23 protein-coding genes are annotated in these 26,449 nt (G+C 64.1%); 18 read left to right on the top strand and 5 right to left on the bottom strand.

Annotated elements, in window-relative coordinates; translation table 11 throughout:
* Nucleotides 1-26: 26 nt before the first annotated feature.
* Nucleotides 27-983: a LysR family transcriptional regulator gene (locus tag AC57B1_RS05180; protein ID WP_496416855.1), complete on the bottom strand. Its 957-nt coding sequence runs from the start codon at nt 981-983 to the stop codon at nt 27-29.
* A gap of 260 nt (nt 984-1,243) precedes the next feature.
* Between AC57B1_RS05180 and AC57B1_RS05185 the strand changes: the two genes are divergently transcribed.
* From AC57B1_RS05185 to aroQ, 3 genes are read left to right on the top strand one after another with little or no spacing between them, the layout of a single operon-like run.
* Nucleotides 1,244-2,650, top strand: coding sequence for an MFS transporter (locus AC57B1_RS05185; RefSeq protein ID WP_091802402.1), 1,407 nt, complete (start codon nt 1,244-1,246; stop codon nt 2,648-2,650).
* 33 nt (nt 2,651-2,683) lie between these two features.
* Complete coding sequence (locus AC57B1_RS05190) at nt 2,684-3,751, top strand: Gfo/Idh/MocA family protein (RefSeq protein WP_496416856.1); 1,068 nt, start codon at nt 2,684-2,686, stop codon at nt 3,749-3,751.
* Nucleotides 3,752-3,797: 46 nt separating this feature from the next.
* Complete coding sequence (gene aroQ / locus AC57B1_RS05195) at nt 3,798-4,235, top strand: type II 3-dehydroquinate dehydratase (protein WP_408300768.1); 438 nt, start codon at nt 3,798-3,800, stop codon at nt 4,233-4,235.
* A gap of 60 nt (nt 4,236-4,295) precedes the next feature.
* On the opposite strand, the gene AC57B1_RS05200 is transcribed toward aroQ, so the two are convergent.
* Nucleotides 4,296-5,384: a hypothetical protein gene (locus tag AC57B1_RS05200; RefSeq protein WP_496416857.1), complete on the bottom strand. Its 1,089-nt coding sequence runs from the start codon at nt 5,382-5,384 to the stop codon at nt 4,296-4,298.
* A 199-nt stretch (nt 5,385-5,583) separates the two neighbouring features.
* Between AC57B1_RS05200 and AC57B1_RS05205 the strand changes: the two genes are divergently transcribed.
* The 3 genes from AC57B1_RS05205 to AC57B1_RS05215 all read left to right on the top strand — a co-directional run bounded on the left by AC57B1_RS05205 (nt 5,584) and on the right by AC57B1_RS05215 (nt 8,453).
* The gene (locus AC57B1_RS05205; protein ID WP_496416858.1) at nt 5,584-6,489 is read left to right on the top strand and encodes a LysR family transcriptional regulator; all 906 of its coding nucleotides are present in this window, start codon (nt 5,584-5,586) and stop codon (nt 6,487-6,489) included.
* A 131-nt stretch (nt 6,490-6,620) separates the two neighbouring features.
* Nucleotides 6,621-7,292: an HAD family hydrolase gene (locus tag AC57B1_RS05210; protein ID WP_496416859.1), complete on the top strand. Its 672-nt coding sequence runs from the start codon at nt 6,621-6,623 to the stop codon at nt 7,290-7,292.
* 21 nt (nt 7,293-7,313) lie between these two features.
* A complete protein-coding gene (locus AC57B1_RS05215) occupies nt 7,314-8,453 on the top strand; it encodes a DSD1 family PLP-dependent enzyme (protein ID WP_496416860.1) in 1,140 nt (379 codons plus the stop codon).
* 42 nt (nt 8,454-8,495) lie between these two features.
* Here the strand turns inward: AC57B1_RS05215 and hpaR are convergent, their stop codons facing one another.
* Nucleotides 8,496-8,903, bottom strand: coding sequence for a homoprotocatechuate degradation operon regulator HpaR (gene hpaR, locus AC57B1_RS05220; RefSeq protein ID WP_408348322.1), 408 nt, complete (start codon nt 8,901-8,903; stop codon nt 8,496-8,498).
* 179 nt (nt 8,904-9,082) lie between these two features.
* Here hpaR and AC57B1_RS05225 point away from each other — a divergent pair, with 179 nt between their 5' ends.
* The 7 genes from AC57B1_RS05225 to hpaI are packed head-to-tail and all read left to right on the top strand — an operon-like array spanning nt 9,083 to nt 15,041.
* Entirely contained in the window at nt 9,083-9,856 is a 774-nt protein-coding gene (locus AC57B1_RS05225) for a fumarylacetoacetate hydrolase family protein (protein ID WP_408348319.1), read from the top strand.
* Nucleotides 9,853-10,611 (top strand): fumarylacetoacetate hydrolase family protein, encoded by a 759-nt coding sequence (locus AC57B1_RS05230; RefSeq protein WP_496416861.1) that lies wholly within the window; start codon nt 9,853-9,855, stop codon nt 10,609-10,611. The genes AC57B1_RS05225 and AC57B1_RS05230 overlap by 4 nt, the downstream gene beginning before the upstream one ends.
* A 26-nt stretch (nt 10,612-10,637) precedes the next feature.
* Entirely contained in the window at nt 10,638-12,095 is a 1,458-nt protein-coding gene (hpaE, locus tag AC57B1_RS05235; protein ID WP_408348313.1) for a 5-carboxymethyl-2-hydroxymuconate semialdehyde dehydrogenase, read from the top strand.
* Nucleotides 12,095-12,958: a 3,4-dihydroxyphenylacetate 2,3-dioxygenase gene (gene hpaD / locus AC57B1_RS05240; protein ID WP_496416862.1), complete on the top strand. Its 864-nt coding sequence runs from the start codon at nt 12,095-12,097 to the stop codon at nt 12,956-12,958. The genes hpaE and hpaD overlap by 1 nt, the downstream gene beginning before the upstream one ends.
* Nucleotides 12,959-12,979: 21 nt before the next feature.
* Complete coding sequence (locus AC57B1_RS05245) at nt 12,980-13,381, top strand: 5-carboxymethyl-2-hydroxymuconate Delta-isomerase (protein WP_496416863.1); 402 nt, start codon at nt 12,980-12,982, stop codon at nt 13,379-13,381.
* A 20-nt stretch (nt 13,382-13,401) separates the two neighbouring features.
* Entirely contained in the window at nt 13,402-14,205 is an 804-nt protein-coding gene (gene hpaH / locus AC57B1_RS05250) for a 2-oxo-hept-4-ene-1,7-dioate hydratase (RefSeq protein WP_496416864.1), read from the top strand.
* A gap of 32 nt (nt 14,206-14,237) precedes the next feature.
* On the top strand, nt 14,238-15,041 hold the full coding sequence (gene hpaI / locus AC57B1_RS05255; RefSeq protein ID WP_496416865.1) for a 4-hydroxy-2-oxoheptanedioate aldolase: 804 nt from the start codon (nt 14,238-14,240) through the stop codon (nt 15,039-15,041).
* A gap of 49 nt (nt 15,042-15,090) precedes the next feature.
* Here hpaI and AC57B1_RS05260 read toward each other — a convergent pair whose 3' ends face one another.
* Nucleotides 15,091-17,436: an EAL domain-containing protein gene (locus AC57B1_RS05260; protein ID WP_496416866.1), complete on the bottom strand. Its 2,346-nt coding sequence runs from the start codon at nt 17,434-17,436 to the stop codon at nt 15,091-15,093.
* 112 nt (nt 17,437-17,548) lie between these two features.
* Entirely contained in the window at nt 17,549-18,700 is a 1,152-nt protein-coding gene (locus tag AC57B1_RS05265) for a GGDEF domain-containing protein (protein WP_496416867.1), read from the bottom strand.
* Between the two features lie 560 nt (nt 18,701-19,260).
* Here AC57B1_RS05265 and bcsD point away from each other — a divergent pair.
* The 5 genes from bcsD (at nt 19,261) to bcsB (ending at nt 26,448) form a co-directional block, all read left to right on the top strand.
* Nucleotides 19,261-19,716, top strand: coding sequence for a cellulose biosynthesis protein BcsD (bcsD, locus tag AC57B1_RS05270; RefSeq protein ID WP_091802456.1), 456 nt, complete (start codon nt 19,261-19,263; stop codon nt 19,714-19,716).
* 218 nt (nt 19,717-19,934) lie between these two features.
* Nucleotides 19,935-20,879 carry a cellulose biosynthesis protein BcsP gene (gene bcsP / locus AC57B1_RS05275; protein ID WP_496416868.1) on the top strand — a complete coding sequence of 315 codons (945 nt, stop codon included), beginning with the start codon at nt 19,935-19,937 and terminating at the stop codon, nt 20,877-20,879.
* Nucleotides 20,876-21,664 carry a cellulose biosynthesis protein BcsQ gene (gene bcsQ, locus AC57B1_RS05280; protein ID WP_091802461.1) on the top strand — a complete coding sequence of 263 codons (789 nt, stop codon included), beginning with the start codon at nt 20,876-20,878 and terminating at the stop codon, nt 21,662-21,664. Before bcsP ends, bcsQ begins: the two co-directional genes overlap by 4 nt.
* Complete coding sequence (gene bcsA, locus AC57B1_RS05285; protein WP_496416869.1) at nt 21,661-23,865, top strand: UDP-forming cellulose synthase catalytic subunit; 2,205 nt, start codon at nt 21,661-21,663, stop codon at nt 23,863-23,865. Before bcsQ ends, bcsA begins: the two co-directional genes overlap by 4 nt.
* A gap of 3 nt (nt 23,866-23,868) precedes the next feature.
* Nucleotides 23,869-26,448 (top strand): cellulose biosynthesis cyclic di-GMP-binding regulatory protein BcsB, encoded by a 2,580-nt coding sequence (bcsB, locus tag AC57B1_RS05290; protein ID WP_408348297.1) that lies wholly within the window; start codon nt 23,869-23,871, stop codon nt 26,446-26,448.
* Nucleotide 26,449: the final 1 nt, after the last annotated feature.

The following is a 26,449-nucleotide window of genomic DNA, read 5'->3' on the forward strand; positions in this document are numbered from 1 at the left end:
CGCCCGCGGCGTCACGACCAATCCCGTCAGAACCCGCCCACGCCGCGCGTCACCAGCGCATGTGGCCCGCTCGTCAGCTGCTCCCTGAGGAACTCGATGCACACCTGGACCTTCGCCGACGACGACAACCGCTCCGCCGTCACCGCCCATACGTCGGCGGATTGCATGTAGTCAGGCAACACACGCACCAGTTCGCCTGCACGCAGGCTCTCGGCGACATCCCAGATCGATACCATCACCACGCCGAAGCCATCCCGCGCCCACTGCACGACGATATCGCTGAGGTTGGACGCGACGCTGCCCGTCACCTTCACGCTCTTTTCGCCGTCCGGCCCACTCAGGCGCCACACGCCGAAGCGGTCGTCGCGCCCGCGAAACAGGAGGCAATCGTGCTGCGCCAGCTCGGCCAGTTCGACCGGCGCGCCGCGCCGTTCCAGATATTCGGGCGATGCGCAGAGTATTCGCGCACTCTCCACGATCTTGTGCGCGATCAGGTGAGGCTCCGGCACTGCGCCCACCCGAATGTCGATATCGAAGTTCTCGCCGACGAGGTCCGCGCGCCGGTCCAGCAATTCCAGCCAGATCTCGAGGTTCGGATGACGCTTGCGCGACATGGCCAGAATCGGCGAAACGTGTTTGCGGCCGAGCCTCAAGCTCGTGCTGATGCGCAGCAAACCACGCAACTCGGTGCGCCGGTCGGCGAACGCGTCGGCCATACCCTGCACGTCCTCGAGTATTTTCTGCGCCCACTGCAAAGCGGCCTCGCCGTCGCTCGTCATGCTGACGCGGCGCGTGGTGCGCTGAAAGAGCTTCACACCGAGGCTTGCTTCCAGCATGGCAAGGCGCTTGCTCACATGGGAGGGCGACAGCCCCATGTCAGTCGATGCCGCCACGAAGCTGCCCCGGCGGGCAATGTTGCAGAACAACTGGAGGTCGCGCAGGAAAGATTCATTGCTGGCTGTGAGCGCATTCTGATTTTCCATTTGGCCGCATTGTGTCGGTACAGAAGCACATTACCCTAGCTTCAACGGGCCGATCGGGCAAGCCAGGTGGGTCTGACAAATACTCCGGACAACCAGGCACTGGTTAACCCTATGAGCGCGGATTCACCCGCTGCATCGCAGCATTCGAGCACCGCGCGCAGACCGTGCCCCGGTAAATCCTGGCTTGCATAGTTTCACTTTCAGGGCGCAAATGAATCCAGCCGTAGAAGCTGATTAAACATTTCTGTTCAGGAGACGACATGGAAACGAATACATCGGCGGGAGGCCACGAGCACCGCTCGCAGGCTCGCAAGGCAACCGCCAGCGGCTGGATCGGCTCGGCGCTCGAGTACTACGATTTCTTCATCTACGCGCAGGCGGCGGCGCTGATCTTTCCGCAACTGTTCTTTCCCTCGGGCAATCCGAAGATCGCGATCGTGGCTTCGCTCGCCACGTATGGGGTCGGTTACGTCGCGCGGCCGATCGGTGCGCTGGTGCTTGGGCATTGGGGCGACACCCACGGCCGCAAGAACGTCCTGCTCGTCTGCATGTTCCTGATGGGCTTCTCGACGATGGCGGTCGGCTTCCTGCCCACGTACCACCAGGTGGGGCTGCTCGCCCCCGCCCTGCTGGTGGTGTTTCGCCTGATTCAGGGCTTCGCGGTCGCCGGTGAAATCTCGGGCGCGAGCTCGATGATTCTCGAACACGCACCATTCGGACGGCGCGGCTATTACGCGAGCTTTACGCTGCAAGGCGTGCAGGCGGGCCAGATTCTCGCCGCCGCGGTATTCCTGCCGCTCGCGTACTACATGGAAGAGAGCTCGTTCAATTCGTGGGGCTGGCGTATTCCCTTCCTGTTGAGCGCGGTGGTGCTGATTGCCGGCTACATCATTCGCCGCGAGGTCCACGAAACGCCCGCCTTCGCCAAGGAAGACGAGAGCGGCAACGTGCCCAAATCGCCGATTGTCGAAGCCTTCCGCTACAACTGGGGCGATATGCTGCGCGTGGTCGGCTGCTCGCTGATGAACGTGATCCCGGTCGTTGCCACGATCTTCGGCGCGGCCTACGCGGTGCAGGCTTCGTACGGCATCGGTTTTTCCAAGAGCGTCTATCTGTGGATTCCGGTGATCGGCAACATCGTCGCCGTGCTGGTGATTCCCTATGTGGGCAATCTGTCCGACCGGATCGGCCGGCGCCTGCCGATAATCGTCGGCGCGCTCGGCGCGGGTCTGCTCTCGTTCGGCTACCTCTACGCGATCAGCATCCGCAACGTGCCGCTCGCCATGGTCATGTCGATCCTCATGTGGGGCATCATCTATCAGGGGTATAACGCCACCTTTCCGAGCTTCTATCCGGAACTGTTCCCGACCCGCTCACGGGTCTCCGCCATGGCCATCGGCCAGAACATCGGCACGACGATCACCGCCCTGCTGCCCGCGCTGTTTGCCTATGTCGCGCCGCCCGGATCGCATAACGTGCCGCTCATCATCGGGGCAATCACCTTCGGCATCACCATCATTGCAGCGGTGACCGCATGGAGCGCACGCGAGAACTACCGCGTCAAGCTGAGCGATCTGGGCGAGCCCAATGCGGTGCCGATCGACAAGCTCAGCTATGAGCGCATGCGCGCCGAGACCATGGCTGAAGCGAAGAAAGCACTCGCGTAATCGCGCGCTCCCGACCTTCGGAGGAATTCGCCCATGAACCGGATCCGGATCGCCGTAGCGGGCGCGGGTTACATCGGCCGCGCGCACATGGCTGTCGCCCAGCAGAGCGACACATGCACGCTGTCGGCGATCGTCGATCCGTCGTCGGCGGCGCAAGCGCTCGCCTTCCAGGCCGGCGTTCCGCTTTACCGGACGCTCGAGGAACTGCTCGAACGGGATCGTCCGGACGGCGTGATTCTGGCCACACCGAACCAGTTGCACGTAGAGCACGCGTTGACCTGCCTCGCGGCCGGCGTGCCGACGCTCCTCGAAAAGCCGATAGCGCCCACGGTCGACGCCGCCGAGGCGCTGGTCCGCGAGGTCGAGCGCTGCGGCGTGCCGTTGCTGATCGGGCATCATCGCGCGCACAGTCCGATCATGGCCCGCGCAAGGCAACTGATCGACGAAGGCCGGCTCGGCAAACTGGTGGCGGTGATGGGCAGCGCGGTCTTTTTCAAACCGGACCAGTACTTCTCCGACGCACCATGGCGGCGCCAGCCGGGCGGTGGGCCGATTCTGCTCAACATGATCCACGAGGTGCACAACCTGCGCATGCTATGCGGCGATATCGTCGCTGTGCAGGCGTTTTCCTCGCACGCGACACGCGGCTTTCCAGTCGAAGACACGGTGGCGATCAACCTGCGCTTCGCGAGCGGCGCGCTCGGCAGCTTCATGCTGTCGGACACGGCGGCAAGCGCTCGCAGTTGGGAACAGACCTCGCAGGAAAACAAGGCTTACCCTTCGTATCCGGATGAAGACTGCTATGTGATCGCGGGCACTTTCGGCTCGCTCGCCGTGCCCACCATGCGGCTGAAGACCTATCGGGAAGCCGCGGATCGTTCGTGGTGGAAACCCTTCGAAACCGGCGTCGCCGACATGACCCGCGACGATCCGCTCAAGCTTCAGCTCGACCATTTCGTGCGTGTCATTCGAAGAGAAGCAGAGCCGCTCGTCAGCGCCAGCGACGGCCTGCAGAACCTGCGCATTACCGAGGCGATCGCCGCAGCGGCCGACACGGGCCTCGCGATCGATACGACGCCCGCAGTCGCCGCGGCCCATTGACGTCGCGCCGCCCACACCACTAATTCCGTCACGCGAGGGAAGCTCCATGAAAACATTCGTGATGCTCCACGGCATCAATCACAACATGTTCGGCAAGCGTGACCCCGTGCAATACGGCACGGTGACACTGGCCGAAATCGATAGCAGCTTGCAGGCATTGGGTAAGGAACTGGGCGTCCAGGTCGAGAGCTTTCAGACCAACAGCGAGGCGGCCATGTGCGAGCGCATCCATCAGGCCTTCACGGACAACGCCGACGGCGTCATGATCAACGCCGGCGCATGGACGCATTACAGCTACGGCATTCGTGATGCGCTGGCGATCTTGACGGTGCCGGTGGTGGAAGTCCACATGTCGAACATCCACGCGCGCGAAGCGTTCAGGCATCAATCCGTCTTTGCGGAAATCGTCAAAGGGCAGATTTGCGGCTTTGGGGTCGACAGTTACCTGCTGGGTTTGCGCGCGGCCGTTTCGGCGGCGGCCTAGGCGGCAGGCGGCGAGTTCGCCTCGCCGCGTTCAGTGCCCGTCACCGCGCGCGGCGAATGCTTAGCGCCATGCGTCGGTCAACTCGTTGGCGAGCACCATCTTCTCGCGGATCACTTCCACGAAGGCGGCGTTTGCCCCGGCATGCGCCTTGAGAAATTTGAGCGCGGCGGAATGCACCGTGCGCATGGACCGTCCGTCGATTCCGTTCATGCGTGCGACGCTGCGACGCGTCTCTTCAACCAGGTCGCGTGCGTTGCCGAAGTCGGGCGACAAAGCGCTTTGCGTTTCGAACCCCGCGCTCAATTCCAGCGCGTAGTCGCGCGAGGCCCCAAGCCGGTCGATGTCGAGCAGCAGATCGACCCCGTCTGCCATGCGCAACGCACAAAGAATCCACAACGCGACGAATGCCCGATACGCGTTATTGCCTTCAGCCGTGCGCGCATAGTGCTCGCACGCCGCTGCATAAGCGTCTTCCGAAGTGGGCGCGGCAGGCGGCAAACTCACGCCGCAGATTTCGATAGCCTGCTTTACCAGCGGATCCGTCTGATTCAGCCCCAGCACACGAAACGGCGCAGCCACGAAAAACGGATTGCTCCATTGCCGGCTGAGCAACCATCCCGATGCGAACTGCGACGCCGGATTGCGCAACACGCCCACGTGCATGGCCCGCGGAAAAGCCTGCTTCAGCCAGGGCAGACGGCCTGACGAACGGCAAAACTTTAAAACCGGCACACGGCTCTGTTCGATGGTGCGCTCGCACAGATTGTGCAAATAGGCTTGCATAGGGGCAAACGCCGCGTCCGGCTCGCTTGCAAAACGATCGAGACTGAAGCCCCTCCGGTATCCGGCCACACCGCGGGTACTCTCCTGCAAAAATGGCCGGTATTCTTCAAAGTACGGCGCGGCAAGCGGCGGGTGCCCGGAAGTCAGCGTGGGACGCGACGCGGAAACGTCGGCGAGGCTCAGGTCCGCGAGCACATTGCTGAGCGGTTCATAGAAGGCAGTCACGGTCTCGAGTTCGCGCAGACGCGACCAGACCCACGTTCCCGCACTACGCCAGCCCGTGTGCAGAAACACCGCCTGTTTCAAGGCGCTGTTCTGCGCGGCATCGATTGACAGGCCATTCGACGGCCCATTGGACAACGGCATTTGGACTTCTCTTCAAATGAAAGTAACCGGAAATCGGCGCAAACGCGCACTTTAGCGGCTCGTGCCGCCTACCGGGTGACAGAAGCGTCACTTTACCTTGCAAACCAGGCTGCACTCGCCGGCGCATGCGCAAGTCCAACTGGAAGCGCGCATTCAAACACTTTAAGCTGCCAGATTTGCGAACTCAAACGTTGCTGCCATGAACGACTCGGCCGATATCCGTTTCCTGTTGACACTGCGCGAAAACGGCAGCCTGATCGCCGCGGCGCGAAAGCTGGGGTTGTCGCCCTCCGCGGTCACCCAGCGCCTTCAGCAACTCGAAAAGAAACTGGGCGCGCAACTGGTGAACCGCTCCGCGCGCCGCCTGCAATTCACGGAAGAAGGCACGTTGCTATGCGAACGCGGCGCCGAGCTCGTCCAGCAATTCGACGCGCTGTTCGAGGATTTGCAGATGCGCCGCGGCGGGCTCGTCGGCACGCTGAGAATCAACGCGCCGCTGGGGTTCGGACGGCGGCACCTCGCACCCGCGATTGCCGAGTTTCAACAGCAACATCCGGATGTCGACATCGCGCTCACGCTCTCCGACCGCCCGTTGACCGAGACAACCGACCGTTTCGATATCGTCGTGCATATCGGCGAGTTGCCGGTGTCGAACCTGGTCGGCTACACGATTGCGCCGAATGCGCGTTTCGTCTGCGCCGCGCCGGCATTGATCAAGAGGATGGGCACGCCGGACTCTCCGGACGATTTGAGCAAACTGCCCTGCATCGTGCTGCGCGAGAATAACGAGGACGTCTCGCTGTGGCAGTTCAGCAAAGGCCGCACGCGTCGCAGCGTGCGCGTATCCGCCCACCTGAGTTGCAACGACGGCGACGTGATCCGCCAATGGGCATGCGAAGCCCGCGGCGTGATCCTGCGTTCCGAATGGGACGTGGCCGACGACCTTGCCAAGGGCAGGCTCATCCGTTTGCTGCCGGAATGGAAAGCGCCCGCTGCCGACGTCATCGCGCTCACGCATCAGCGGACGGGGCTGCCGGCGCGCACCCGCCATTTCATGCAGTATTTGCAGAGCAGGTTCAGGCCGCAGCCGCCCTGGCGGCGATGAGTGTCGCGCTCCGATCGAGCGAAGTCACGCATGAAGCATTCAGTCTGACTGAATCTATGAGTTAGCCTATTTGAACGTCGCCACGTGGATCAAACTTTATAATCAGCTCACCGTTTCTTACCGGTTAGATCATGACTCTCGCTTCCGCGCCCGCCGCCTATCCCAAAGCGATCCTGTTCGACCTCCTGACCGCCCTGCTCGACTCCTGGACCTCATGGAATCGCGCCGCCGGCTCCGAACAGGCGGGCCGCGCATGGCGCGCCGCGTATCTGCGCCTGACCTACGGCTGTGGCCGCTACATTGCGTATGAACAACTGGTGCGCGAAGCCGCCGCGCAAGTCGGCCTGCCCGAATCCGCCGCGCTCGCGCTCGAGGCGGACTGGCTGACGCTTACGCCCTGGAGCGGCGCCCTCGACGCGTTGCAAACGCTTGAGCCGCACTGCAAGCTGGCCATCGTCACCAACTGTTCCGCGCGCCTCGGCACGCAAGCCGCCAACCTGCTGCCGGTTCGCTGGGACGCCATCGTCACCGCCGAAGAAGCCGGCATGTATAAACCCGACCCGCTGCCCTACCGCCTCGCGCTGAATAAATTGGGCATGGCGGCGCACGAAGCCGCATTCGTAGCCGGTTCCAGCTACGACATGTTCGGCACGGCCGCCGTCGGCTTGCGCACGTACTGGCACAACCGCGTCGGCCTGCCGCTCGTCAGCGGTGCGCAGCCGCCCGAGATCGAAGCGCCGACGCTCGACTCGCTCGTCCCGTGGCTCGCGCGCTTCGGCGCGAACCAGCATGACCTTGCATGACTCCATTTTCCCGGTGAAAGCATGAAACTCGACCAGATCGAAACCCCAGCCGCGTTGATCGACATTGCGCGAATGCAGAAGAACATCGCGCGGATGCAGGGGCATATGAACACGCTCGGCGTTGCGTTTCGTCCGCACGTGAAGACCACCAAATGCATCGACGTGGTCCGTGCACAGATCGCAGCGGGCGCGCGCGGCATCACCGTTTCAACCTTGAAGGAGGCGGAGGCTTTCTTTGCCGCGGGTGTCAGCGACATTCTTTACGCCGTCAGCATGGCGCCTTCCAAGTTGCCGCGAGCGCTCGCGCTGCGCCGCCAGGGGTGCGATCTGAAGCTCGTGGTGGACAATCCGACTGCGGCTGCCGCCATTGCCGCCTTCGGCGACCAGCACGGCGAAACCTTCGAGGTCTGGATCGAAGTAGACACGGACGGCCACCGCTCAGGCATCACGCCGGAACAGGACAGCTTGCTTGAGGTCGGCCGCATTCTCCATGAGAACGGCGTCAAGGTAGGCGGCGTGATGACCCATGCCGGCTCCAGCTACGAACTCGACACGCCCGAGGCGCTAGCGGCGCTGGCGGAACAGGAGCGCGCGGGCTGCGTGCGCGCCGCGCAGCGGCTGCGCGAAGCCGGCATTGCATGCCCGGCGGTGAGTGTCGGCTCGACGCCGACCGCGCTTGCCGCCACGCAACTGGACGGCGTCACGGAAGTGCGCGCCGGCGTGTACGTGCTGTTCGATCTGGTCATGCACAACGTCGGTGTGTGCGCGCTCGACGACATCGCGCTCAGCGTGCTCGCCACCGTGATCGGTCATCAGGAGGACAAGGGCTGGGCCATTCTCGACGCGGGCTGGATGGCGATGAGCCGCGATCGCGGCACGTCGAAGCAATCGCACGATTTCGGTTATGGCCAGCCGTGTCTCTTGAACGGCACGCCGCTGCCCGGCTATCTGATCAGCGGCGCCAATCAGGAACACGGCATTCTTTCCCCGACTGGAGAGACCCCTCACACCGCAGGCGACATCACGCAACGCTTTCCGATCGGCATGAAACTGCGCATCCTGCCGAATCACGCGTGTGCGACCGGCGCGCAGTTTCCCGAGTACCACGCGGTTACGCCGGACGGCGACAGCGTGGAATGGAGACGCTTTCAGGGCTGGTAAAACCCGCGCGCGGCTCGCCCGCCGAGCCGCTGAACCGCTACTTCACTCGTCCTCTTCCTCCAGACCGGCCAGCAGATCGTCCACGGCGCGATACACGCGCTCGACGATCTCCGGTCCCACCTTGCGCTCCAGCTCGCGGTAATGCGCCTCGAGATCCTTGGAAATCACGCGCACCAGTTCGCGGCTCGTATCCGTCAGCGAGACCAGCACGCGCCGCTGATCTTCCGCGAAGCGCTCCTTGGTCACCAGTTCCATGCTCTCCATGCGCGCGAGCACGCCGGCCATGCTCGGGCTCGAAATCGTGCAGATATCGGAGATGTGGCGCGGTTCCATCGGACCGTGTTCATTCAGCGCGCGAATCACGCGCCACTGCTGTTCGGTCAATCCATGCGCGGTAATCAATGGGCGAAAACGCTCCATCATCTTTTCTCTGGCGCGCAGCAGCAACATTGGCAGGTTGCGGTGCAGAACTCGGGTCGAGGCGGAAGCGGACATAGTGGAAGAGGATAAAGAACAGCCGTCGAAACTTAAGGGAAAACCCGCGATCAGCCGACAGGCTATTGACCGTGGATCATATCAAGCGCAATACTACTAACATGTTAGTGTTTTTGCCAAGAGACAGGTCGAATATGTTTGCACTTGCCGATCACCTGCTGCATCCCGAAGGCGAGGCGCTGCCCCGCGATGTGGATGCCAGCGCCGCGGCCGCGCTGCTCGCACGCGGCATGGCGTGCCGCGCGCCGGTTGGCGGCGCTGTCTACGCAACCTTGCTCAACGACCGTGCCGCGCTCGCGGCGTTGGGCGATGCGATGCACGCCGCCCCCTATAAAGCGCCGCCCAAAGCGCCGGTGCTCTATCTGAAGCCGCGCAACACGCTTGCCGGGCATCGCGCGCGTGTCGTCGTGCCGGACAATGCGTTGGGCGTGGAAGTCGGCGCGTCGCTCGGCATCGTGATCGGCCGCACTGCAACACGCGTTAGCGCGGAACAGGCATGGCACTACATTGCCGGCTACACGCTGGTCGCCGATCTCAGCGTGCCGCATACGAGCGTGTACCGGCCGTCGGTGCGATTCCGGGCGCGCGACGGCTTCTGCGTCGTCGGACCTGCTGTGGTTGCAGCGCGTCATATACCGACGCCCGACGCGTTGCCGATCAACGTTTCGCTTAACCATGGCGCGAGTTTCAGTGCGAACACTGCGTCGTCGGTGCGCAACGTGGCGCAGTTGCTCGCGGACGTGACCGACTTCATGACACTCAGCGCGGGCGACGTCATCACGCTCGGCGTGCCGCACGGTTCGCGGGTCGCGCATATCGGCGACACGGCCACCATGTCGATCGGTGCAATGCCGCCGCTCACGGTGTCGTTCGTCGCCGCCGGAGCACAACGGGGAGAACAGCCATGATGCGCGGCCGCGTTGCGTATGCAGGCGCGATTCACGAAGCTTATCCTCATGCCCATGGCGTGCGTCTCGCCGATGGCCGCGTGCGTCGCGAAGACGAAGTGGTCTGGCTTGCGCCGATCGAAGTCGGCACGATCTTCGCGCTCGGTTTGAACTACGCCGAGCATGCAAAGGAATTGCAGTTCAGCAAACAGGAAGAGCCGCTCGTGTTTCTCAAGGGACCGGGCACGGTGCTCGGTCATCGCGGCACGACGCGCCGCCCTGCAGACGTCACCTTCATGCACTACGAGTGCGAACTCGCTGTCGTCATCGGGCAAACCGCGCGCAATGTCACGCGCGAGCACGCCATGCAGCATGTGGCCGGCTACATGATCGCCAACGACTACGCAATTCGCGACTACCTGGAAAACTACTACCGCCCCAACCTGCGCGTGAAAAATCGCGACGGCGGCACGGTGCTGGGCCCCTGGTTCGTCGACGCCGCGGATGTCGAAGACGTCACGCAACTGGAGTTGCGCACGTTCGTGAACGGCACGCGCCAGCAACACGGCAACACGCGCGATCTCGTCACCGATATTCCGGCGCTGATCGAATACCTGAGCAGCTTCATGACCCTCGCGCCCGGCGACGTGATCCTGACCGGCACGCCGGAAGGCATTGTCAACGTCAATGCGGGCGACGAAGTGGTCTGCGAAATCGACGGCCTTGGCCGTCTCGTCAATACGATCGCATCCGACGCGGACTTCAACCGCGCCTGATCGACAGCTTTACAGGGGACAAGCCAATGCGAATCGAACACCTGATCGACGGTAAAGCCAGCGCCGCAAAAGACTACTTCGAGACCGTCAACCCGGCCACGCAAGACGTGCTCGCAGAGGTGGCCCGGGGCGGTGCGGAAGAAATCGACGCCGCCGTGCGCGCCGCGAAAAACGCGTTTCCCGCATGGGCCGGCAAGCCCGCCGCGGAACGCGCGAAACTGGTCCGCAAGCTCGGAGAACTGATCGCGAAGCATGTGCCGGAGATCTCGGAAACGGAAACCAAAGACACCGGCCAGACCATCTCGCAGACGCGCAAGCAACTCGTGCCACGCGCCGCCGACAACTTCAGCTACTTCGCCGAGATGTGCACGCGCGTGGACGGCCATACGTATCCGACCGATACGCATCTGAACTACACGCTGTTTCATCCGGTCGGCGTCTGCGCGCTGATCTCGCCGTGGAACGTGCCGTTCATGACCGCGACATGGAAAGTCGCGCCCTGCCTCGCGTTCGGCAATACGGCGGTGTTGAAGATGAGCGAACTGTCGCCGCTCACGGCCTCGATGCTCGGCAACCTCGCACTCGAAGCCGGCATTCCAGCCGGCGTGCTGAATGTGGTGCACGGCTTCGGCAAGGAAACCGGCGAGCCGCTCGTGGCGCATCCGGACGTGCATGCCGTGTCGTTCACCGGATCGACGGCAACCGGCAACCGCATCGTGCAAACCGCGGGGCTGAAGAAGTTCTCCATGGAACTCGGCGGCAAGTCGCCGTTCGTGATTTTCGACGACGCCGATTTCGAGCGCGCGCTGGACGCCGCCGTGTTCATGATCTTCTCGAACAACGGCGAACGCTGCACGGCGGGTTCGCGCATTCTCGTGCAGCGCTCCATCTATGCACGTTTTGCCGAGCGTTTCATCGAGCGGGCGAAGCGTTTGACCGTGGGCGATCCGCTATCCGAGAGCACCATTGTCGGCCCCATGATCAGCCAGGGCCATCTGGCGAAGGTGCGCAGCTATATCGAACTGGGCCCGAAAGAAGGCGCGACGCTCGCCTGCGGCGGCCTCGCCATGCCTGAGTTGCCCGACGCCATGCGCAAAGGAAATTTCGTGCAACCCACCGTATTCGTCGATGTCGACAACCGCATGCGCATCGCGCAGGAAGAAATCTTCGGCCCGGTCGCCTGCCTGATTCCGTTCGACGACGAAGCCGACGCGATCAAGCTCGCTAACGACATCTCCTATGGTCTGTCGAGCTACATCTGGACCGAGAACACGGGCCGCGCGCTGCGCGTCGCCGCCGCTGTCGAAGCCGGCATGTGCTTCGTCAATAGCCAGAACGTGCGTGATCTGCGCCAGCCGTTCGGCGGCACCAAGGCATCCGGCGTGGGTCGCGAAGGCGGCACCTGGAGCTACGAAGTGTTCCTCGAACCGAAGAACGTCTGCGTATCGCTCGGCTCGCATCACATTCCGCGCTGGGGGGTTTGATGGGCAAGCTCGCATTGGCAGCAAAAGTGACGCACGTCCCGTCGTTATATCTGTCCGAACTCGACGGTCCCCATAAGGGCTGCCGGCAGCCGGCGATCGACGGCCATCATGAAATCGGCCGGCGTTGCCGCGAACTGGGTGTGGATACCTTCGTCGTGTTCGATGTGCATTGGCTCGTGAACAGCGAATACCACATCAATTGCGCGCCGAAGTTCGAGGGCGTCTACACGAGCAATGAACTGCCGCATTTCATCAAGAACATGCCGTATGCGTGTCCGGGCAACGTCGAACTCGGCAATCTGATCGCGGAAGTCGCCAATGAAATGGGCGTGAAGAGCCGCGCGCATAGCGAAACCACACTCGGACTCGAATACGGCACGCTGGTGCCGATGCGCTACATGAATGCGGATCAGCATTTCAAGGCCATATCGGTAGCGGGCTGGTGCGTGTGGCACGACCTCGCCACGAGCGCGCGTTTCGGCCTCGCGGTGCGCAAGGCGATCGAGGAGCGTTACGACGGCACCGTCGCGATTCTGGCAAGCGGGTCGCTCAGCCACCACTTCGCCAACAACGGTACGGCGGAGCAGTTCATGCACAAGGTGTGGAATCCGTTTCTCGAACTGATGGACCGCAAGGTGGTCGAGTTGTGGGAAGCCGGCGACTGGAAGACCTTCTGCGAGATGTTGCCGCTCTACAACGAGAAATGCTGGGGCGAAGGCGGCATGCACGACACCGCCATGCTGCTCGGCGCGCTCGGCTGGGATCGCTACGACGGCAAAGTGGAAGTCGTCACGCCGTACTTCGGCAGTTCGGGCACCGGCCAGATCAACGCGATTTTCCCGGTTACGCCGCTGCCCGCCTGAGTTGCCAAGAAGGAGCCCGCCATGCCGCATCTCACACTCGAATACAGCGCCAATCTCGCCGATCAAGCAAGCATCGGCCAACTGTGCAACGCGCTCGCGCATAGCCTCGACACGCAGCGCGAGAACGAACAGCGGGTCTATCCGCTCGGCGGCATTCGCGTGCGCGCCTTGCGCTGCGAACAGTACTGCATCGCCGACGGGCGCGCCGACGCGGCCTTCCTGCATGCGAACCTGAAGATTGGCGCGGGCCGCTCCGAAGCCGTGAAAAAGGCCACCGGCGACGCTTTGTTCGCGTTGATCAAACAGCACTTCGCCGCTGAATTCGAACAGCACGGCCTCGCGTTGTCGCTGGAGATCAATGAGTTCAGCGAAGCCGGCACGTGGAAACACAACAACCTGCACGCACGCCTGAAGGCTGAATAGCGCCTCATCGAGACTTCACCATGCTAGACGAACAGACTATCCGCGACCTCGCGGCGCAACTCGACCATGCCGAGAAAACGCGTACTCAACTGCGTCACTTCTCCGCCGCTTATCCGCAGATGACGGTGCAGGACGGTTACGCGATCCAGCGCGAGTGGGTGAAACTCAAACTCGCCGAAGGCCACGTGATCAAAGGCCGCAAAATCGGCCTCACTTCACGCGCCATGCAGCGTTCCTCGCAGATCGACGAACCGGACTACGCGCCGTTGCTCGACAGCATGTTCATCGAGAATGGCCAGGATATTCGCGCGGACCGCTTCATCGCGCCGCGCGTGGAAGTGGAACTGGCGTTCATATTGAGCAAGCCGTTGAAGGGCCCTGGTGTGACGCTGTTCGATGTGCTGGACGCGACCGCTTACGTGACGCCGGCCGTGGAGATCATCGACGCGCGCATCGAACAGTTCGACCGCGACACCAAAGCGCCGCGCAAGGTCTACGACACGATCTCGGACTTCGCGGCGAATGCGGGCATCGTGTTGGGCGGCCGCCCCGTGCGTCCAATGGATGTCGATCTGCGTTGGGTCGGCGCGTTGCTTTACAGGAACGGCGCGGTGGAAGAAAGCGGATTGGCGGCCGCGGTTTTGAATCATCCGGCCACCGGCGTGGCGTGGCTCGCCAACAAAATCGCCCCATACGACGAAATGCTCAACGCGAACGACGTGATCCTGAGCGGTTCGTTCACCAGCCCGATCGCCGCGCGCGCGGGCGACACGTTTCACGTCGACTACGGCCCGTTGGGCGGAATCGGCCTGAACTTCGTTTGAGTCCATTTCAGTTCGTTTGAGTTGATAACGACATGCCCACACCGCAAAACCCTTTCAAGCGCGCCCTCGCCGAAGGCAAACCGCAATTCGGCCTGTGGGCCGCGCTCGCCGACGCCTACGTCACCGAGCTGCTGGCCACCGCCGGTTTCGACTGGCTGCTGATCGACAACGAGCATGCGCCGAACGACGTGCGCAGCACGCTGGCCCAATTGCAGGCGGTGGCCGCGTATGCCTCGCATCCGGTGGTGCGTCCGGTGCGCAGCGACACGGCGTTGATCAAGCAGTTGCTCGACATTGGCGCCCAAACGCTCCTGCTGCCGATGATCGACACGGCCGAGCAGGCCACCGAAGCAGTCGCGGCCACCCGCTATCCGCCGCAAGGCATTCGCGGCGTGGGCAGTGCGTTGGCGCGCGCATCACGCTGGAACCGGATACCGGATTACCTGAACACTGCGGCAGACGAATTGTGCGTGCTGGTGCAGGTGGAAACCGTGCAGGGCATGGAGAATTTGCCGGCGATTGCGGCCGTGGATGGGGTCGACGGCGTGTTCTTTGGTCCGGCGGACCTGAGCGCGTCCATGGGCCTGCTGGGCCAGCCCGGCGATGCCAGCGTGCGCGAAGCGATTCGTAACGGCATCCGTACCGTGCGAAACGCGGGCAAGGCGGCAGGCGTGCTCGCCCCCGATCCGGCGATAGCCGCCGATTATCTCGCCGCAGGCGCCACCTTCGTCGCCGTTGGCACCGACACAGGGTTGCTGAGCCGCGCCGCGGCGGATCTGGCGGCGTCGTATAAAAAGACGACGGCGACGCCGGCATCGCCAAAGGGCGGGTATTGAGCGAGTCCGCGGGTCGCAAACGCGCTGGCCCGCGGCGGGAGAATACGCGCTACTCCCTCGCAGGCCACGGCAACCCCAGTGCCGACCAATCCAGCTCCACGCCGATCACGGAGCGCCCGGCAGCGAACTGCAACGCCAGCGTCACCGCGATACACGGCCTGCCGCTCGCGAGCGAAAGATAAGGATTACTGGCAACCGCCACGCCCGGCAACAGCACCGCATTGCGGAAATACGGGCGATGGTCCCAGCGTGCATCGCGCGGATTCGCCACGGGGTGCAGCGAGGCGCCGTCACTGCGCGAGGCCGGCCCCGGCACTTCCAGACCGACCTGCCTGCCCGAGTCGTCGAGAATGAAACAGCTGATGCACCGCTCGAACCTGGCCAGCGAGGCGAACGCCTCTTCCATGGCCACGCCGGCCAGCAGTGCATCGGCGGCGACGCGCAAGGCGGCCCGGTAAGGCTCCACTTCGGATTCGAACAACGCATGCCGATGCGCGCGGCCATGCGCGATGACGTCGAAAGCCTCGTCGATGCGCCGATGCACCGACTCCGGCCGCGCAATTTCCGCAGCCGGCCGGCCCAGCAGATAACCCTGCGCGAAATCCACATTCGATTCCACGGCGAGAATCAGTTCCTCGGTGGTCTCCACGCCTTCGACAACCACCAGCATGCCCGCCTGATGCAGCAGCGAAACGAGCTTCGGCAGAATCGGCTGCTCGGTGCCGTGGCTCGTCGCGCGAATCAGTTCGCCGTCGAGCTTGACCAGGTCAGGGCGGATTCTGAACAACCGGTCGAGATTCGACTGACCCGCGCCAAAATCGTCGACGGCGATCAGAAAGCCGTATTCGCGGTACAACGCCGCCGCCCGCGACATGTCGTCGACGCTGCCGCCGTGCGACTCGAGAATCTCCAGAATCACCCGTTCAGGTTCGAGCCCCACGCCCCGCACGATCTTCGCCAGTTGATCCGCATAACCTTCGGCGATGAACGTGGCCGGCAGAATGTTGAGGAAGAGCCACGCGTCGTCGGGCAGCGATCCGCGCGCATTGGCCAGATGCACGGCGTGACTCGCACGGTCGAGCGCGCCTTCGTCGCTGGAAGGCCTCGGCGCGAACAGCACCGCGGGCGGCACCAGCGTGCCGTCGCCCTGCTCGCCGCGCAGCAAGGCCTCGAAGCCCACCTGCTTCTGATGCGACAGGCTGTAGAGCGGCTGGAAATGCGAGGTGAGGTAGTAATCCTCCCATCGATGCCGCCGGACCGCCGCCCCACCCTCGCCCACTGCGTCCTCGCCAAGCCGGTGCAGCGCGTCGCGCGGCAGCGCGCGCTCGGCGCACACGCGGTTTCTGCCGGAGTGCTTGGCGCGCAGCAGGGCTTCGTCGGCGCGATCGAGCAGCATCATGATGGTTTCGCCGCCGCGATGCTCGGCTACGCCGAAGCTCGCGGTCAGACGGCCGTCCGGCCGCTCGAGCGCGGCAATCGCCAGACGCAGCCGTTCGGCCAGATGCAGCGCGCCGGTCAGCCCGTCGCGCAGCAGCAGCGCGAATTCCTCGCCGCCGATCCGGCTCACGCTGTCGTCCGCGGAGGCCTCTTCCATCAGCGCCTGGGCAACCTGATAAAGCGCGTGGTCGCCGACCGCATGGCCGAAGCGGTCGTTCAGGGATTTGAAGTTGTCGATATCGAGAAAGATCGCGCTGACCCGCGTCCCCGGCGCGAGGGTGTCGAGACGCCGTTCAGCCTGCGTGACGAAGGCACGGCGGTTTTGCAGGCCGGTCAGCGGGTCGGTCGCCGCGAGTTGGGCGAGCTGGCTTTCGAGCAGAAAGTGGTTGCGGCGAAACCGGTAAAAGCCGAAGTGAAACACGGCGGAAGCCGGCGCGGCGAGCGCGGCCATCCACATCCACACCACGACTCCGACATCATGCGCAAGCGGCTCGCCGAACAATAGCGTGACCGCCGTCGCATAGAAAAGCGCGGTGCCGGCGATGTAATGCGTGGGCGTGAGCCACAGCGGCGCGGCGCAGACAGGTATCACGACCATCGCCGGCAGCGCCCACAACAGCGGTTGCGCGACACCGGCGATGTTCATGGCGAGGCCCGCCACCAATACCTGTGAGTAAGCGACACCTATCAGGCCGAATACCCAGCTCGAGTTCGCACGCGGAATCGCCAGCACGAGAAATGCGAGCAGCAGCGCGCACGCAAGCCGGTACGCGAGCGGCGCAGCCGGGCCATCGACCAGATTGCGCGCTCCGATGAAGCACAGGAACGCGACCACCGTAAACGCCATGATCACGGTGGCAAGCGGACGCTGGTGCTCGAGCGAGCGCCGGTGGAAGCGATCGCGTAGACCGGCATCGGACGGGTGGTGCGTCGACGTGGAAAGCGTATTGATGGGCATCAGCCTGGTTCCGATCACTCTGCCATTGGTTATCGGCTTACATCTGACAAATATTTATGCCTTGCACACAAAGCGCCGCAAATTCTTCATCCTGGCCCCGGCCCGTTACGCCCTACGCGGTCATCACCCGATCGCGGCCCGACGCCTTGGCGGCGTACAGCGCGCCATCGGCCCGCGCCATCAACTGGGCGAGCGACTCGTCACCCCGAAGCCGGTCCACGCCGACACTGAACGTGTAGCGCAGCCCGCACGGCCGCTCGTGCGGCGCGGTGGCGGCGAGGCCGGCCCGCAACCGGTCCAGCAGGCTCACCGCCTCGGCAGCGCTGGTGGCCGGGCACAGCACGCCGAATTCCTCGCCGCCCAGCCGGCCGAACACGTCGCCCGTCCGCAGGTTGCGTGCAATGAACGTGGCGAAGTGGCTCAGCACCTGGTCGCCGGTCGCGTGACCGTGTTTGTCGTTGACGGCCTTGAAGGAGTCGATGTCAATGATCGCCATCGCCAACGGCGAACGGCTTCGCCGCGACGCGTCCAGCAGCGCGTCGCCGGCCGCCAGAAACGCGCGGCGCGACAGCGCGCCGGTCAGGTCATCGATATTGGCGAGCCGTTCGAGCCGTTCCGCGAGGCGGTCGTGCGCGAGCATCACGACGCCGATCGAAAGGCACGGCGACGCCAGAATGCCGAGCGCGAGAAACAGGACGTTGGACGGCGAGACCTGCAGCAGGCTGGCCTGCGTCATCCAGCCGAGGCCATACATGAACCCGCGCGCGGTATGCGCGGCAACCAGGAGCAGCGCCGCCCCGGCGACAAAGTAATAGCTGTAGCGCGGCCGGTTCGAAGGACGCCCACGCAGCATGAGGACGGCGAGTGCGACGCAAAGGCTCGCGTGATACGCCGACACCACCGCGACACGCGCGTTGAAGTTCGGCGCGGCGAAGGTCCAGTACGAAATGCCGAACAGCACCGCGACGAGGCCGAGGTAGGCCGGCCAGGGGCGCGTGCGCCGCCCCAAAAAGCGCAGGCAACCTTCCAGCACCAGCAGCAGCGAAGCCGCCATCAGGACGTTGGACGCGACCAGGGTCAGCCACTGCGACGCATGCGCATGCCCTTGCAAGGCGAAAGCGAGCAGCGCGACGATCGCTGCGGCGTTGGCCGACAGCCAGTAGCCGACACCGGGAATTGCAGCGCGCCACAACGATCCGAGCACGGCGATTGCCATGACCCCCGACAGAATGGTAACGAGAAGAATGCTAAGTGGATTGAACATTTGCAACGAATGAATCGAACGGCATCGTAACGAGGTGCCACTGGGGGTGCCACTCACGACCTTGGCGCACGCAGCGAGATGCAAGTCCGCAAGCTTAACGGGCGCGGGCAAAACCTGGAGTGTGAAAGCAAATGGAAAGATTTGGGAAGATTGCCGGTGAGATCAGTTCGGCGAAGACGCACGAGGCGCGAAACGTTGCATTTACGACGAAACGAAACAGCTCAAATAAGCGGTGAGACAAGCCGTTAATGCAAACATCACGGACGCGTTCTTACCGGGCGTCCTTGGCCGCTCGGCAAATCACCGTTTCAAGCAGCAAGTTTTACCCGTTGATCTGCATCCATCGTAAGTGAATCCGCGTATACGCAGACGAATGGAGAGTGGTTAAATCTTAATGTCTTAAGTAGACTGCTTCGGAGTGTGGTGAACGGGCTAGACAGCCCGAGAAAAGTAACCTAGGCCGGATGCAATACGCGATTTCCCGATAACACTTTTCTTTGCGCTCGGCCGTGAGCGGCCGATTTCAAGCGGCTCGAAGCAACGGCCATTTCCCGGAAAACATGGTTCCAATTCTCGATTACCTGCTGGAACGCCAAATCTCGCCGCAGTGGCGCGGCATGCTCACCGCGTTGGCAAGCGAGTTCGAAGCGCAGATCGGTCGCGACGAACTGCGCCAACTGATGCATCGCGTCGGCACCCGGTTCGCGGCGGCGCATCCGCTGCCCGCCTGCGACTCGACCGCCGAACTCGCGCGCACCTTGAACCTGTACTGGCATGAGATGGACTGGGGCTACGTCGAATTGGCGGACGAACCCGAGTCGCTGCGCATCGTTCACTACTGCGCGCCGTTGCCGGCGTTCGGTGGCAATGCGCTCGCATGGACGCCGGCGTTTCTCGAAGGCGTCTATCAGACCTGGTTGAGTGCGTTGGGCGCGCAAGGTTTGTCGGTGGCGCAAACGAGTGGGTATAGCGAGGACACCGCGATCGAATTTCGTCTTGGCCGTCATCCTGTTTGAATGGGATGGGCGGCGCACCGCGATGTGGTTGCTGCGAGCGCGTAGCGAACAGGCGAAGCAGCACAGGCAAGACCGAGCAACACCAGGCAACAGCAGGCAGTAGAGAAACGCGCCAGACCGGTGCGCGTGAAGTGGCGGGACAGGCAGTCCCGTGTTATAGCGCCGCGAACACAAGTTGGGATCGGGGCAAGGCTAGTCATGAACAAGACGGCGGCACTATGAGTTCATCGAGCGACATCGAGAAACTTTTCGATCATTTTGGCGGCGACGCCAACGCGTACCAGGAAATCGGCCGCGAAAACGAGGCGCGCTCGGCGCGCACCCGTTGGCCACTATTAGTCACGCTCGATCTGACCCAACCGACGATTCCCGCAATCGGGCAGCGTCGCGAGGCCAAGCCTCAGTCACCGGTGGCCGCGTCACCGGTGGCTGTCGATCGTCAGGACACCACGCCAAAAGATGCAGCGTCCGTGACGCGCGCCAAAGCGCCGTTATTCACGCGATCGCATCGGCGGGATATTCCGCCGGTAGCCGTGGCCGCTCCGGCTAGCACGCAGAGAGGCGCGTCACGCTTTGGCGAACTCGAGTCGAAAGATGATGCGGCGCCGCTGGCGGTGGCCGGCGCTGCGCGAGTGGGCACGGTGGCTGCGCAAGCATCGCCGGCCGCGTTCGTGGCTCCGGTTTCTGTGGCTCCGGTTTCCGCGGCTCCGGTTTCTGTAGCTCCGGTTTCTGCGGCTCCGGTTTCTGCTGCACCTGCTTCCGCACTCCCCGCTTCCGTGCCTCCCGTCATCGCCTTGCGCACACCGATCGCGCAAACGATTCCGTCCGTCGCCCCCAGTTGGGCACACGCTCCGGCACCGGTGCGCGCTTACACGAGCGCGCCGTTAGCACCATCAGCACCATCGACGCTGCCGGCAGCAACCGCACCCGCCGCGCCGACGCAACAAGCTGCGTCGATCCTCGGCAAGCTTTTCGCGCCGGAACCCGAACCCACGCCGCCGCAACCCGACGCGGCCAGCGGCGAGTCCGCGCCCCTGCAAGGCATCTTCGACCGTCTGCGCGGGGTCCCCGCTCAAACGGCCGCCGCTCCCTCCAGCGCTACGTCTGCCGCTGCGCCCCGCACCTCCAACTCGTGGCTGGTCAACGGCCCTCGTCGCTCATGAAAGTTATCGCGGTGGTGTCCGCCAAAGGCGGGGTCGGCAAGACCACCCTCGCCGCCAACCTCGCTTCCGTGCTGGCCGCGAGCGGCCGGCGTGTGATCGCGCTCGACCTCGACCCGCAGAACGCGCTGCGCCTGCACTTCGGCGTGCCGCTCGACAGCATCGACGGTTTGTCGCGCGCCACGCTGACGGGCGACCCGTGGCAGAGCGTGATGTTCGACGGCGTGGACGGCGTGACCGTGCTGCCTTACGGCGCGGTGCTCGAAGACGACCGCCGCCGCTTCGAAGCGTATATCGACCAGGAGCCGCGCTGGCTCGCGCAGTCGCTGCAGAACCTGCACCTCGAAGCGTCCGACATCGTGATCATCGACACGCCGCCGGGTTCGTCGGCGTATGTGCGCACGGCCTTGTGCGCGGCCACCTTCGCGCTGAACGTGGTGCTCGCCGACGCCGCCTCGTACGCCGCGATTCCGCAGATGGAGCGGCTGATCGCAACCTACGCGGCGCCACGCGCCGAGTTCGGCGGCGACGGCTACGTGATCAACCAGATCGACCAGTCGCGCCAGCTGACCAAAGACGTCCTCAAGGTGCTGCGCCAGATGCTCGGCGCCAAGCTGTTCCCGGGCGTGATCCATCTGGACGAAGGCGTGAGCGAAGCGCTCGCGTGCGACACCACGTTGATTCACTACGATCCGCTCAGCCAGGCGGCCGCCGATTTCCGCGCGTGCGGCACGTGGCTCATGGCGGCCATCGACGCGATCGCCGTCTCGCCGAGGAACGTCGCATGAGCACGACACCGTCGCAGGGTCTCGAGCCCGCGGAACCGTCGCGGCTCGAGCGTTTCGTCGACGCGCGCTTCTGGAACAGCCGCATCGTCACGGGACTCGTCACGCTGTTCGCGCTGGTGATGCTGTACTTCGTGTTCACCGTGCCGCTCGCGTTCTACGAACAGTTGACGTTCGCGACCTGCTGCTTCGTCACCGCCCTCATGTTCCGCCGTCTGCAAGGCCGCTACGCGACGATGGTGATGATCATGCTGTCGGTGGTGACTTCAGGCCGCTATATGTACTGGCGGCTGACCGCGACCACCTACTGGGAACATCCGCTCGACGCCGCCTGGGGTCTGCTGCTGGTGTCGGCTGAAGTCTATTCGACCATCGTGCTGCTGCTCGGCTACTTTCAGACCGCCTGGCCGCTCAAGCGCACGCCGATGCCGCTACCCGCCTCGCGCGCCGAATGGCCGAGCGTCGATGTCTTCATTCCGACCTATAACGAGCCGCTCTCGGTGGTGAAGCCGACCATCTACGCCGCGCTCGCACTCGACTATCCGGCCGAGAAGATCTCGATCCACGTGCTCGACGACGGCCGCCGCCCCGAGTTCAAGGCGTTCTGCGAAGAGGTCGGCGTCAACTGGACCATTCGCACGCACAATCGCCACGCCAAGGCCGGCAACATTAACGAAGCATTGAAGATCACCAGCGGCGAATACCTCGCGATCTTCGACTGCGATCACATTCCGACCCGCTCGTTCCTGCAGATCGGCCTCGGCTGGTTTCTGCGCGACAAGCTGCTGTCAATGCTGCAAACGCCGCACCATTTCTTCTCAGCCGACCCATTCGAGCGCAATCTCGGCACCTTCCGCAAGGTGCCGAACGAAGGCGAGCTGTTCTATGGCCTCGTGCAGGACGGCAACGATCTGTGGAACGCCACGTTCTTCTGCGGCTCGTGCGCGCTGCTGCGTCGGACCATGGTCGAGGAGATCGGCGGCATCGCGGTCGAAACCGTGACCGAAGACGCGCACACCGCCCTCAAGCTGCACCGCCTCGGCTACACCACCGCGTATCTGGCGATTCCGCAAGCCGCGGGGCTCGCCACGGAAAGTCTTTCCGGCCACATCGGCCAGCGGATTCGCTGGGCCCGCGGCATGACGCAGATTTTCCGGATCGACAATCCGCTCACCGGCAAGGGCCTCAAGTTCGGCCAGCGGTTATGCTATCTGAACGCGATGATGCACTTCTTCTACGGCATCCCGCGCCTGGTGTTCCTGACCGCGCCGCTGTCGTATCTGTTCTTCAACGCGCACGTGATCGAAGCCGCGGCCGGCACGATCGCGATCTACGCGCTGCCGCACATGATGCACGCGAGCATCACCAACTCGCGCATGCAGCGCTCGTTTCGCCATTCGTTCTGGGCCGAAGTGTACGAATCGGTGCTGGCCTCCTACATCACCGCGCCGACCCTGCTTGCGCTGATCAATCCGAAGCTCGGCAAGTTCAACGTGACGGCCAAGGGCGGCCAGATCGAGAAGAACTACTTCGACTGGGCCATCTCGCGCCCGTATCTGTTCCTGCTGTTGCTGAACCTGATCGGCTTCTGCGTGGGCATCGTGCATATCTATTACAACTGGCACATTCGCAGCGTGGTGCAGACCACGATCCTCAATCTCGGCTGGACCACCTACAACATGCTGATTCTCGGCGCGAGCGTGGCCGCCGCGAGCGAGCGCAAGCAGATTCGCGCGGTGCACCGCGTGGCGATGCAGATGCCCGTGATGCTCAAATTCTCGACCGGCCGCACGCTTGCCTGCGAAACCATCGACTACTCGGAAGGCGGCGTCGGCGTGGCGCTGCCCGCCGCGATCCAGGTGCCGATGCACGAGCGCGTGACCGTGTCGCTGTTTCGCGGCGACGAGGAATATGCATTCCCCGCCACGGTCGGCTTCACCGCCCCGGGCCGCGTGGGTCTGCGCTTCTCGGCGATGACGCGCGAACAGGAATACGAGTTCGTCAAGACCACCTTTGCACGTGCCGACGCCTGGACCGGCTGGGCGGAAGGACGGCAGCAGGACACGCCCCTGCGCGGCCTGTCGCATGTGCTGACGGTCGGCGCCCGCGGCATCGCGGGTCTGTTCGAGCATCTCTATGCCGACCTCCGCAGTTCGATGAAAAGCCGTCCAGTGGACGTCAAGAAGCTAAAAACCAAAGACTGATCTATGCGCAACAGGATGGCGAAGGGCAACATCGAACGCTCGATTCACGAGCGCAGTGGGACTGGATTGCAGACGCGCCGCATCGGACGCCCCGGCTCGCATCGGCTGATGCGCGGCCTCGCATGCTGGCTCGCGTTGCAGACGGCATTCGCCGCGCCGCTCGCGTCAGCGGCCGAAGTCGTGGCGGCTGCGGGCGCCAGTTCGGCCGGCGCGATTCAGAGCGCGGCTGGCACCGTGCATGGCGCGCCGGCCACGTCCGCTGCTCCGGCTGCTGCGGTCGCGACCGGTGTCGGTAGCGTGCCCGCGCCGAGTGCCGCGGTGCCCTACGATCCGAACACGATCGCGCAGGCTCAACTGGCCACGCCGACGCCGGCGCTTGCCGCGTCGTCGGTGAAAGCGTTGGGCATCAAAACGCCGACCACCGCCGAGCCGGGCACGCTGGTGCCGGGCGGCCGCCGTCAAACGCTGACCTTCGCCGACCTCGGCGCGCTCGACCCGCTGCAACTGCGCGGCACCGACGGCCAGAACGGCGTGGCGTTCTCCGTGCGCGGCGACGAAGTGGTGACGGGCGCGGTCCTGCATCTGGTCTACAGCTACTCGCCCGCGCTGCTCGCGAATATCTCGCAGCTCAAGGTGCTGGTGAACGGCGAAGTCGCCGCCACCCTGCCCGTGCCGCACGAACAGGCCGGTATGCTGGTGGCGCGCGATGTCTCGATCGATCCGCGCTTCATCACCGAGTTCAACCACCTGAACGTGCAGTTGATCGGCCATTACACGACGAGTTGCGAAGACCCCGCCAACTCCTCGCTGTGGGCGACCGTCAGCAATGCGAGTTCACTCGATCTGACGTATGCGTCGCTCGCCAGCAAGCCGGATCTGGCGGCGTTGCCGCAGCCGTTCTTCGACCGCCGCGACGTGCGCCGTCTCGAGTTGCCGTTCGTGTTCCCGCAAAAGCCGGGTAACGCCACGCTCGAAGCGGGCGGCATCGTGGCGTCGTGGTTCGGCGCGCTCGCCGGCTATCGCGGCGCGGTGTTTCCGGCGCAACTGGACAACGCGCCGCTGTCGGGCAACGCTGTGGTGTTCGCCACCTCGGATCAACGTCCGGCCGGCATCACGATTCCGGCGATTTCCGGCCCGACCATCGCCGTGGTCGATCGCGAAGCGCCGGCGCGCGGCAAGCTGCTGCTCGTGCTCGGGCGCACCGAGGCCGAACTGAAAACCGCCGCGAAGTCGCTCGGCATTGGCCAGAACACCTTGACCGGCCAGAGCGCGACGATCACGCAGCTGAACGAACTCACGCCACGCGCGCCGTACGACGCGCCGAACTGGCTGCCCACCAACCGTCCGGTGCATTTCGGCGAACTTGCCGATCCGCGCGATCTGACCGTGTCCGGCTACGACGCCGACGCCGTGCACGTGAATCTGCGCGTGCCGCCCGATCTGTTCATGTGGCACACCAAGGGCGCGCCGATTGATCTGCGCTACCGCTACACGGTACGTCCGCTGCGCGATCGTTCTTCGCTGAACGTGAGCGTGAACAACGGCTTCGTGCAGGCGCTGCCGATTCCGGCCGAATCCGCCTCGGTGTTCGAGCTGAGCCATTACTTCGGCCGCGTGTTGCCGGACAAGACTGCCGAAGCGCGCCGCACCGTGCATATTCCGCCGCTGCTGCTGACGCCGCGCGCGCAGGTGCGCCTGCACTTCTACTACGACATTCCGAATACCGGCGAATGCCATGGGCGTCTGCTCGACAACGTGGTCGGCGCGATCGACCCGAACTCGACGATCGACCTCTCGTCGTTCCCGCACTACATGGCGCTGCCCGATCTGGCCGCGTTCGCCAATAGCGGTTTCCCTTTCACGCGCATGGCGGACCTCTCCGAGACCGCCGTGATCCTGCCGAACGACGCCGATTCGAGCGACTACAGCCTGTACCTGCTGACCATGGGCCGGATGGGCACCTCCACCGGCTATCCGGTGAACGGCGTGACGGTCGGCACCGCCGACGACGCCGACAAGTTCGCCAACAAGGACCTGCTGATTTTCGGCGCGCCGGGCAAGCAACCGCTGTTGCAGCGCTGGGCGAAGTCGATGCCGTTCTCCAGCGACGGCGACTCGCGCACCTTCCAGCTCTCCGACATCGCCTTCAAACTCGAGGACTGGTGGCATGGCGAACGCGGCGTCGAGCGCACACCCGCGCGCGCCGATCTGACGCTGGTGAGTTCGAACGGCGACGCGCTGCTGACCGGTTTCGAATCGCCGCTGCAGAAGAACCGCAGCGCCGTCGCACTGGTGAGCGCGGCCGGGCAGTCGGACGCGGACCTGTCCGCGGCGCTGCTCGACGCCGACGTGCTGCCGCAGATTCAAGGCGCGATGGCCGTGATCCACGGCCGCACCGTCACCATCACCTCGAACGGCGAAGCGTATTACGTCGGCCACCTGTCGCCGCAGGAGTATCTGCGCTGGGCGCTGTCGTCGCATCCGTTGCTGTTGATGCTGGGCGGCGTGCTCGCCGCGCTGATCATCGCGGGCCTGTTCTACCGGACGCTGCGCTCGATCGCCGCGCGCCGCCTGAAGGACTAAT

Source organism: Paraburkholderia sp. BGA-UO-ETr-F21 (assembly GCF_059567925.1).

Bases quoted from the DNA above. Each gene is read 5' to 3' on its own strand.
- AC57B1_RS05180 (WP_496416855.1), bottom strand. From the start codon at position 983: ATGGAAAATCAGAATGCGCTCACAGCCAGCAATGAATCTTTCCTGCGC.
- AC57B1_RS05185 (WP_091802402.1), top strand. From the start codon at position 1,244: ATGGAAACGAATACATCGGCGGGAGGCCACGAGCACCGCTCGCAGGCT.
- AC57B1_RS05190 (WP_496416856.1), top strand. From the start codon at position 2,684: ATGAACCGGATCCGGATCGCCGTAGCGGGCGCGGGTTACATCGGCCGC.
- aroQ (WP_408300768.1), top strand. From the start codon at position 3,798: ATGAAAACATTCGTGATGCTCCACGGCATCAATCACAACATGTTCGGC.
- AC57B1_RS05200 (WP_496416857.1), bottom strand. From the start codon at position 5,384: ATGCCGTTGTCCAATGGGCCGTCGAATGGCCTGTCAATCGATGCCGCG.
- AC57B1_RS05205 (WP_496416858.1), top strand. From the start codon at position 5,584: ATGAACGACTCGGCCGATATCCGTTTCCTGTTGACACTGCGCGAAAAC.
- AC57B1_RS05210 (WP_496416859.1), top strand. From the start codon at position 6,621: ATGACTCTCGCTTCCGCGCCCGCCGCCTATCCCAAAGCGATCCTGTTC.
- AC57B1_RS05215 (WP_496416860.1), top strand. From the start codon at position 7,314: ATGAAACTCGACCAGATCGAAACCCCAGCCGCGTTGATCGACATTGCG.
- hpaR (WP_408348322.1), bottom strand. From the start codon at position 8,903: ATGTTGCTGCTGCGCGCCAGAGAAAAGATGATGGAGCGTTTTCGCCCA.
- AC57B1_RS05225 (WP_408348319.1), top strand. From the start codon at position 9,083: ATGTTTGCACTTGCCGATCACCTGCTGCATCCCGAAGGCGAGGCGCTG.
- AC57B1_RS05230 (WP_496416861.1), top strand. From the start codon at position 9,853: ATGATGCGCGGCCGCGTTGCGTATGCAGGCGCGATTCACGAAGCTTAT.
- hpaE (WP_408348313.1), top strand. From the start codon at position 10,638: ATGCGAATCGAACACCTGATCGACGGTAAAGCCAGCGCCGCAAAAGAC.
- hpaD (WP_496416862.1), top strand. From the start codon at position 12,095: ATGGGCAAGCTCGCATTGGCAGCAAAAGTGACGCACGTCCCGTCGTTA.
- AC57B1_RS05245 (WP_496416863.1), top strand. From the start codon at position 12,980: ATGCCGCATCTCACACTCGAATACAGCGCCAATCTCGCCGATCAAGCA.
- hpaH (WP_496416864.1), top strand. From the start codon at position 13,402: ATGCTAGACGAACAGACTATCCGCGACCTCGCGGCGCAACTCGACCAT.
- hpaI (WP_496416865.1), top strand. From the start codon at position 14,238: ATGCCCACACCGCAAAACCCTTTCAAGCGCGCCCTCGCCGAAGGCAAA.
- AC57B1_RS05260 (WP_496416866.1), bottom strand. From the start codon at position 17,436: ATGCCCATCAATACGCTTTCCACGTCGACGCACCACCCGTCCGATGCC.
- AC57B1_RS05265 (WP_496416867.1), bottom strand. From the start codon at position 18,700: ATGTTCAATCCACTTAGCATTCTTCTCGTTACCATTCTGTCGGGGGTC.
- bcsD (WP_091802456.1), top strand. From the start codon at position 19,261: ATGGTTCCAATTCTCGATTACCTGCTGGAACGCCAAATCTCGCCGCAG.
- bcsP (WP_496416868.1), top strand. From the start codon at position 19,935: ATGAGTTCATCGAGCGACATCGAGAAACTTTTCGATCATTTTGGCGGC.
- bcsQ (WP_091802461.1), top strand. From the start codon at position 20,876: ATGAAAGTTATCGCGGTGGTGTCCGCCAAAGGCGGGGTCGGCAAGACC.
- bcsA (WP_496416869.1), top strand. From the start codon at position 21,661: ATGAGCACGACACCGTCGCAGGGTCTCGAGCCCGCGGAACCGTCGCGG.
- bcsB (WP_408348297.1), top strand. From the start codon at position 23,869: ATGCGCAACAGGATGGCGAAGGGCAACATCGAACGCTCGATTCACGAG.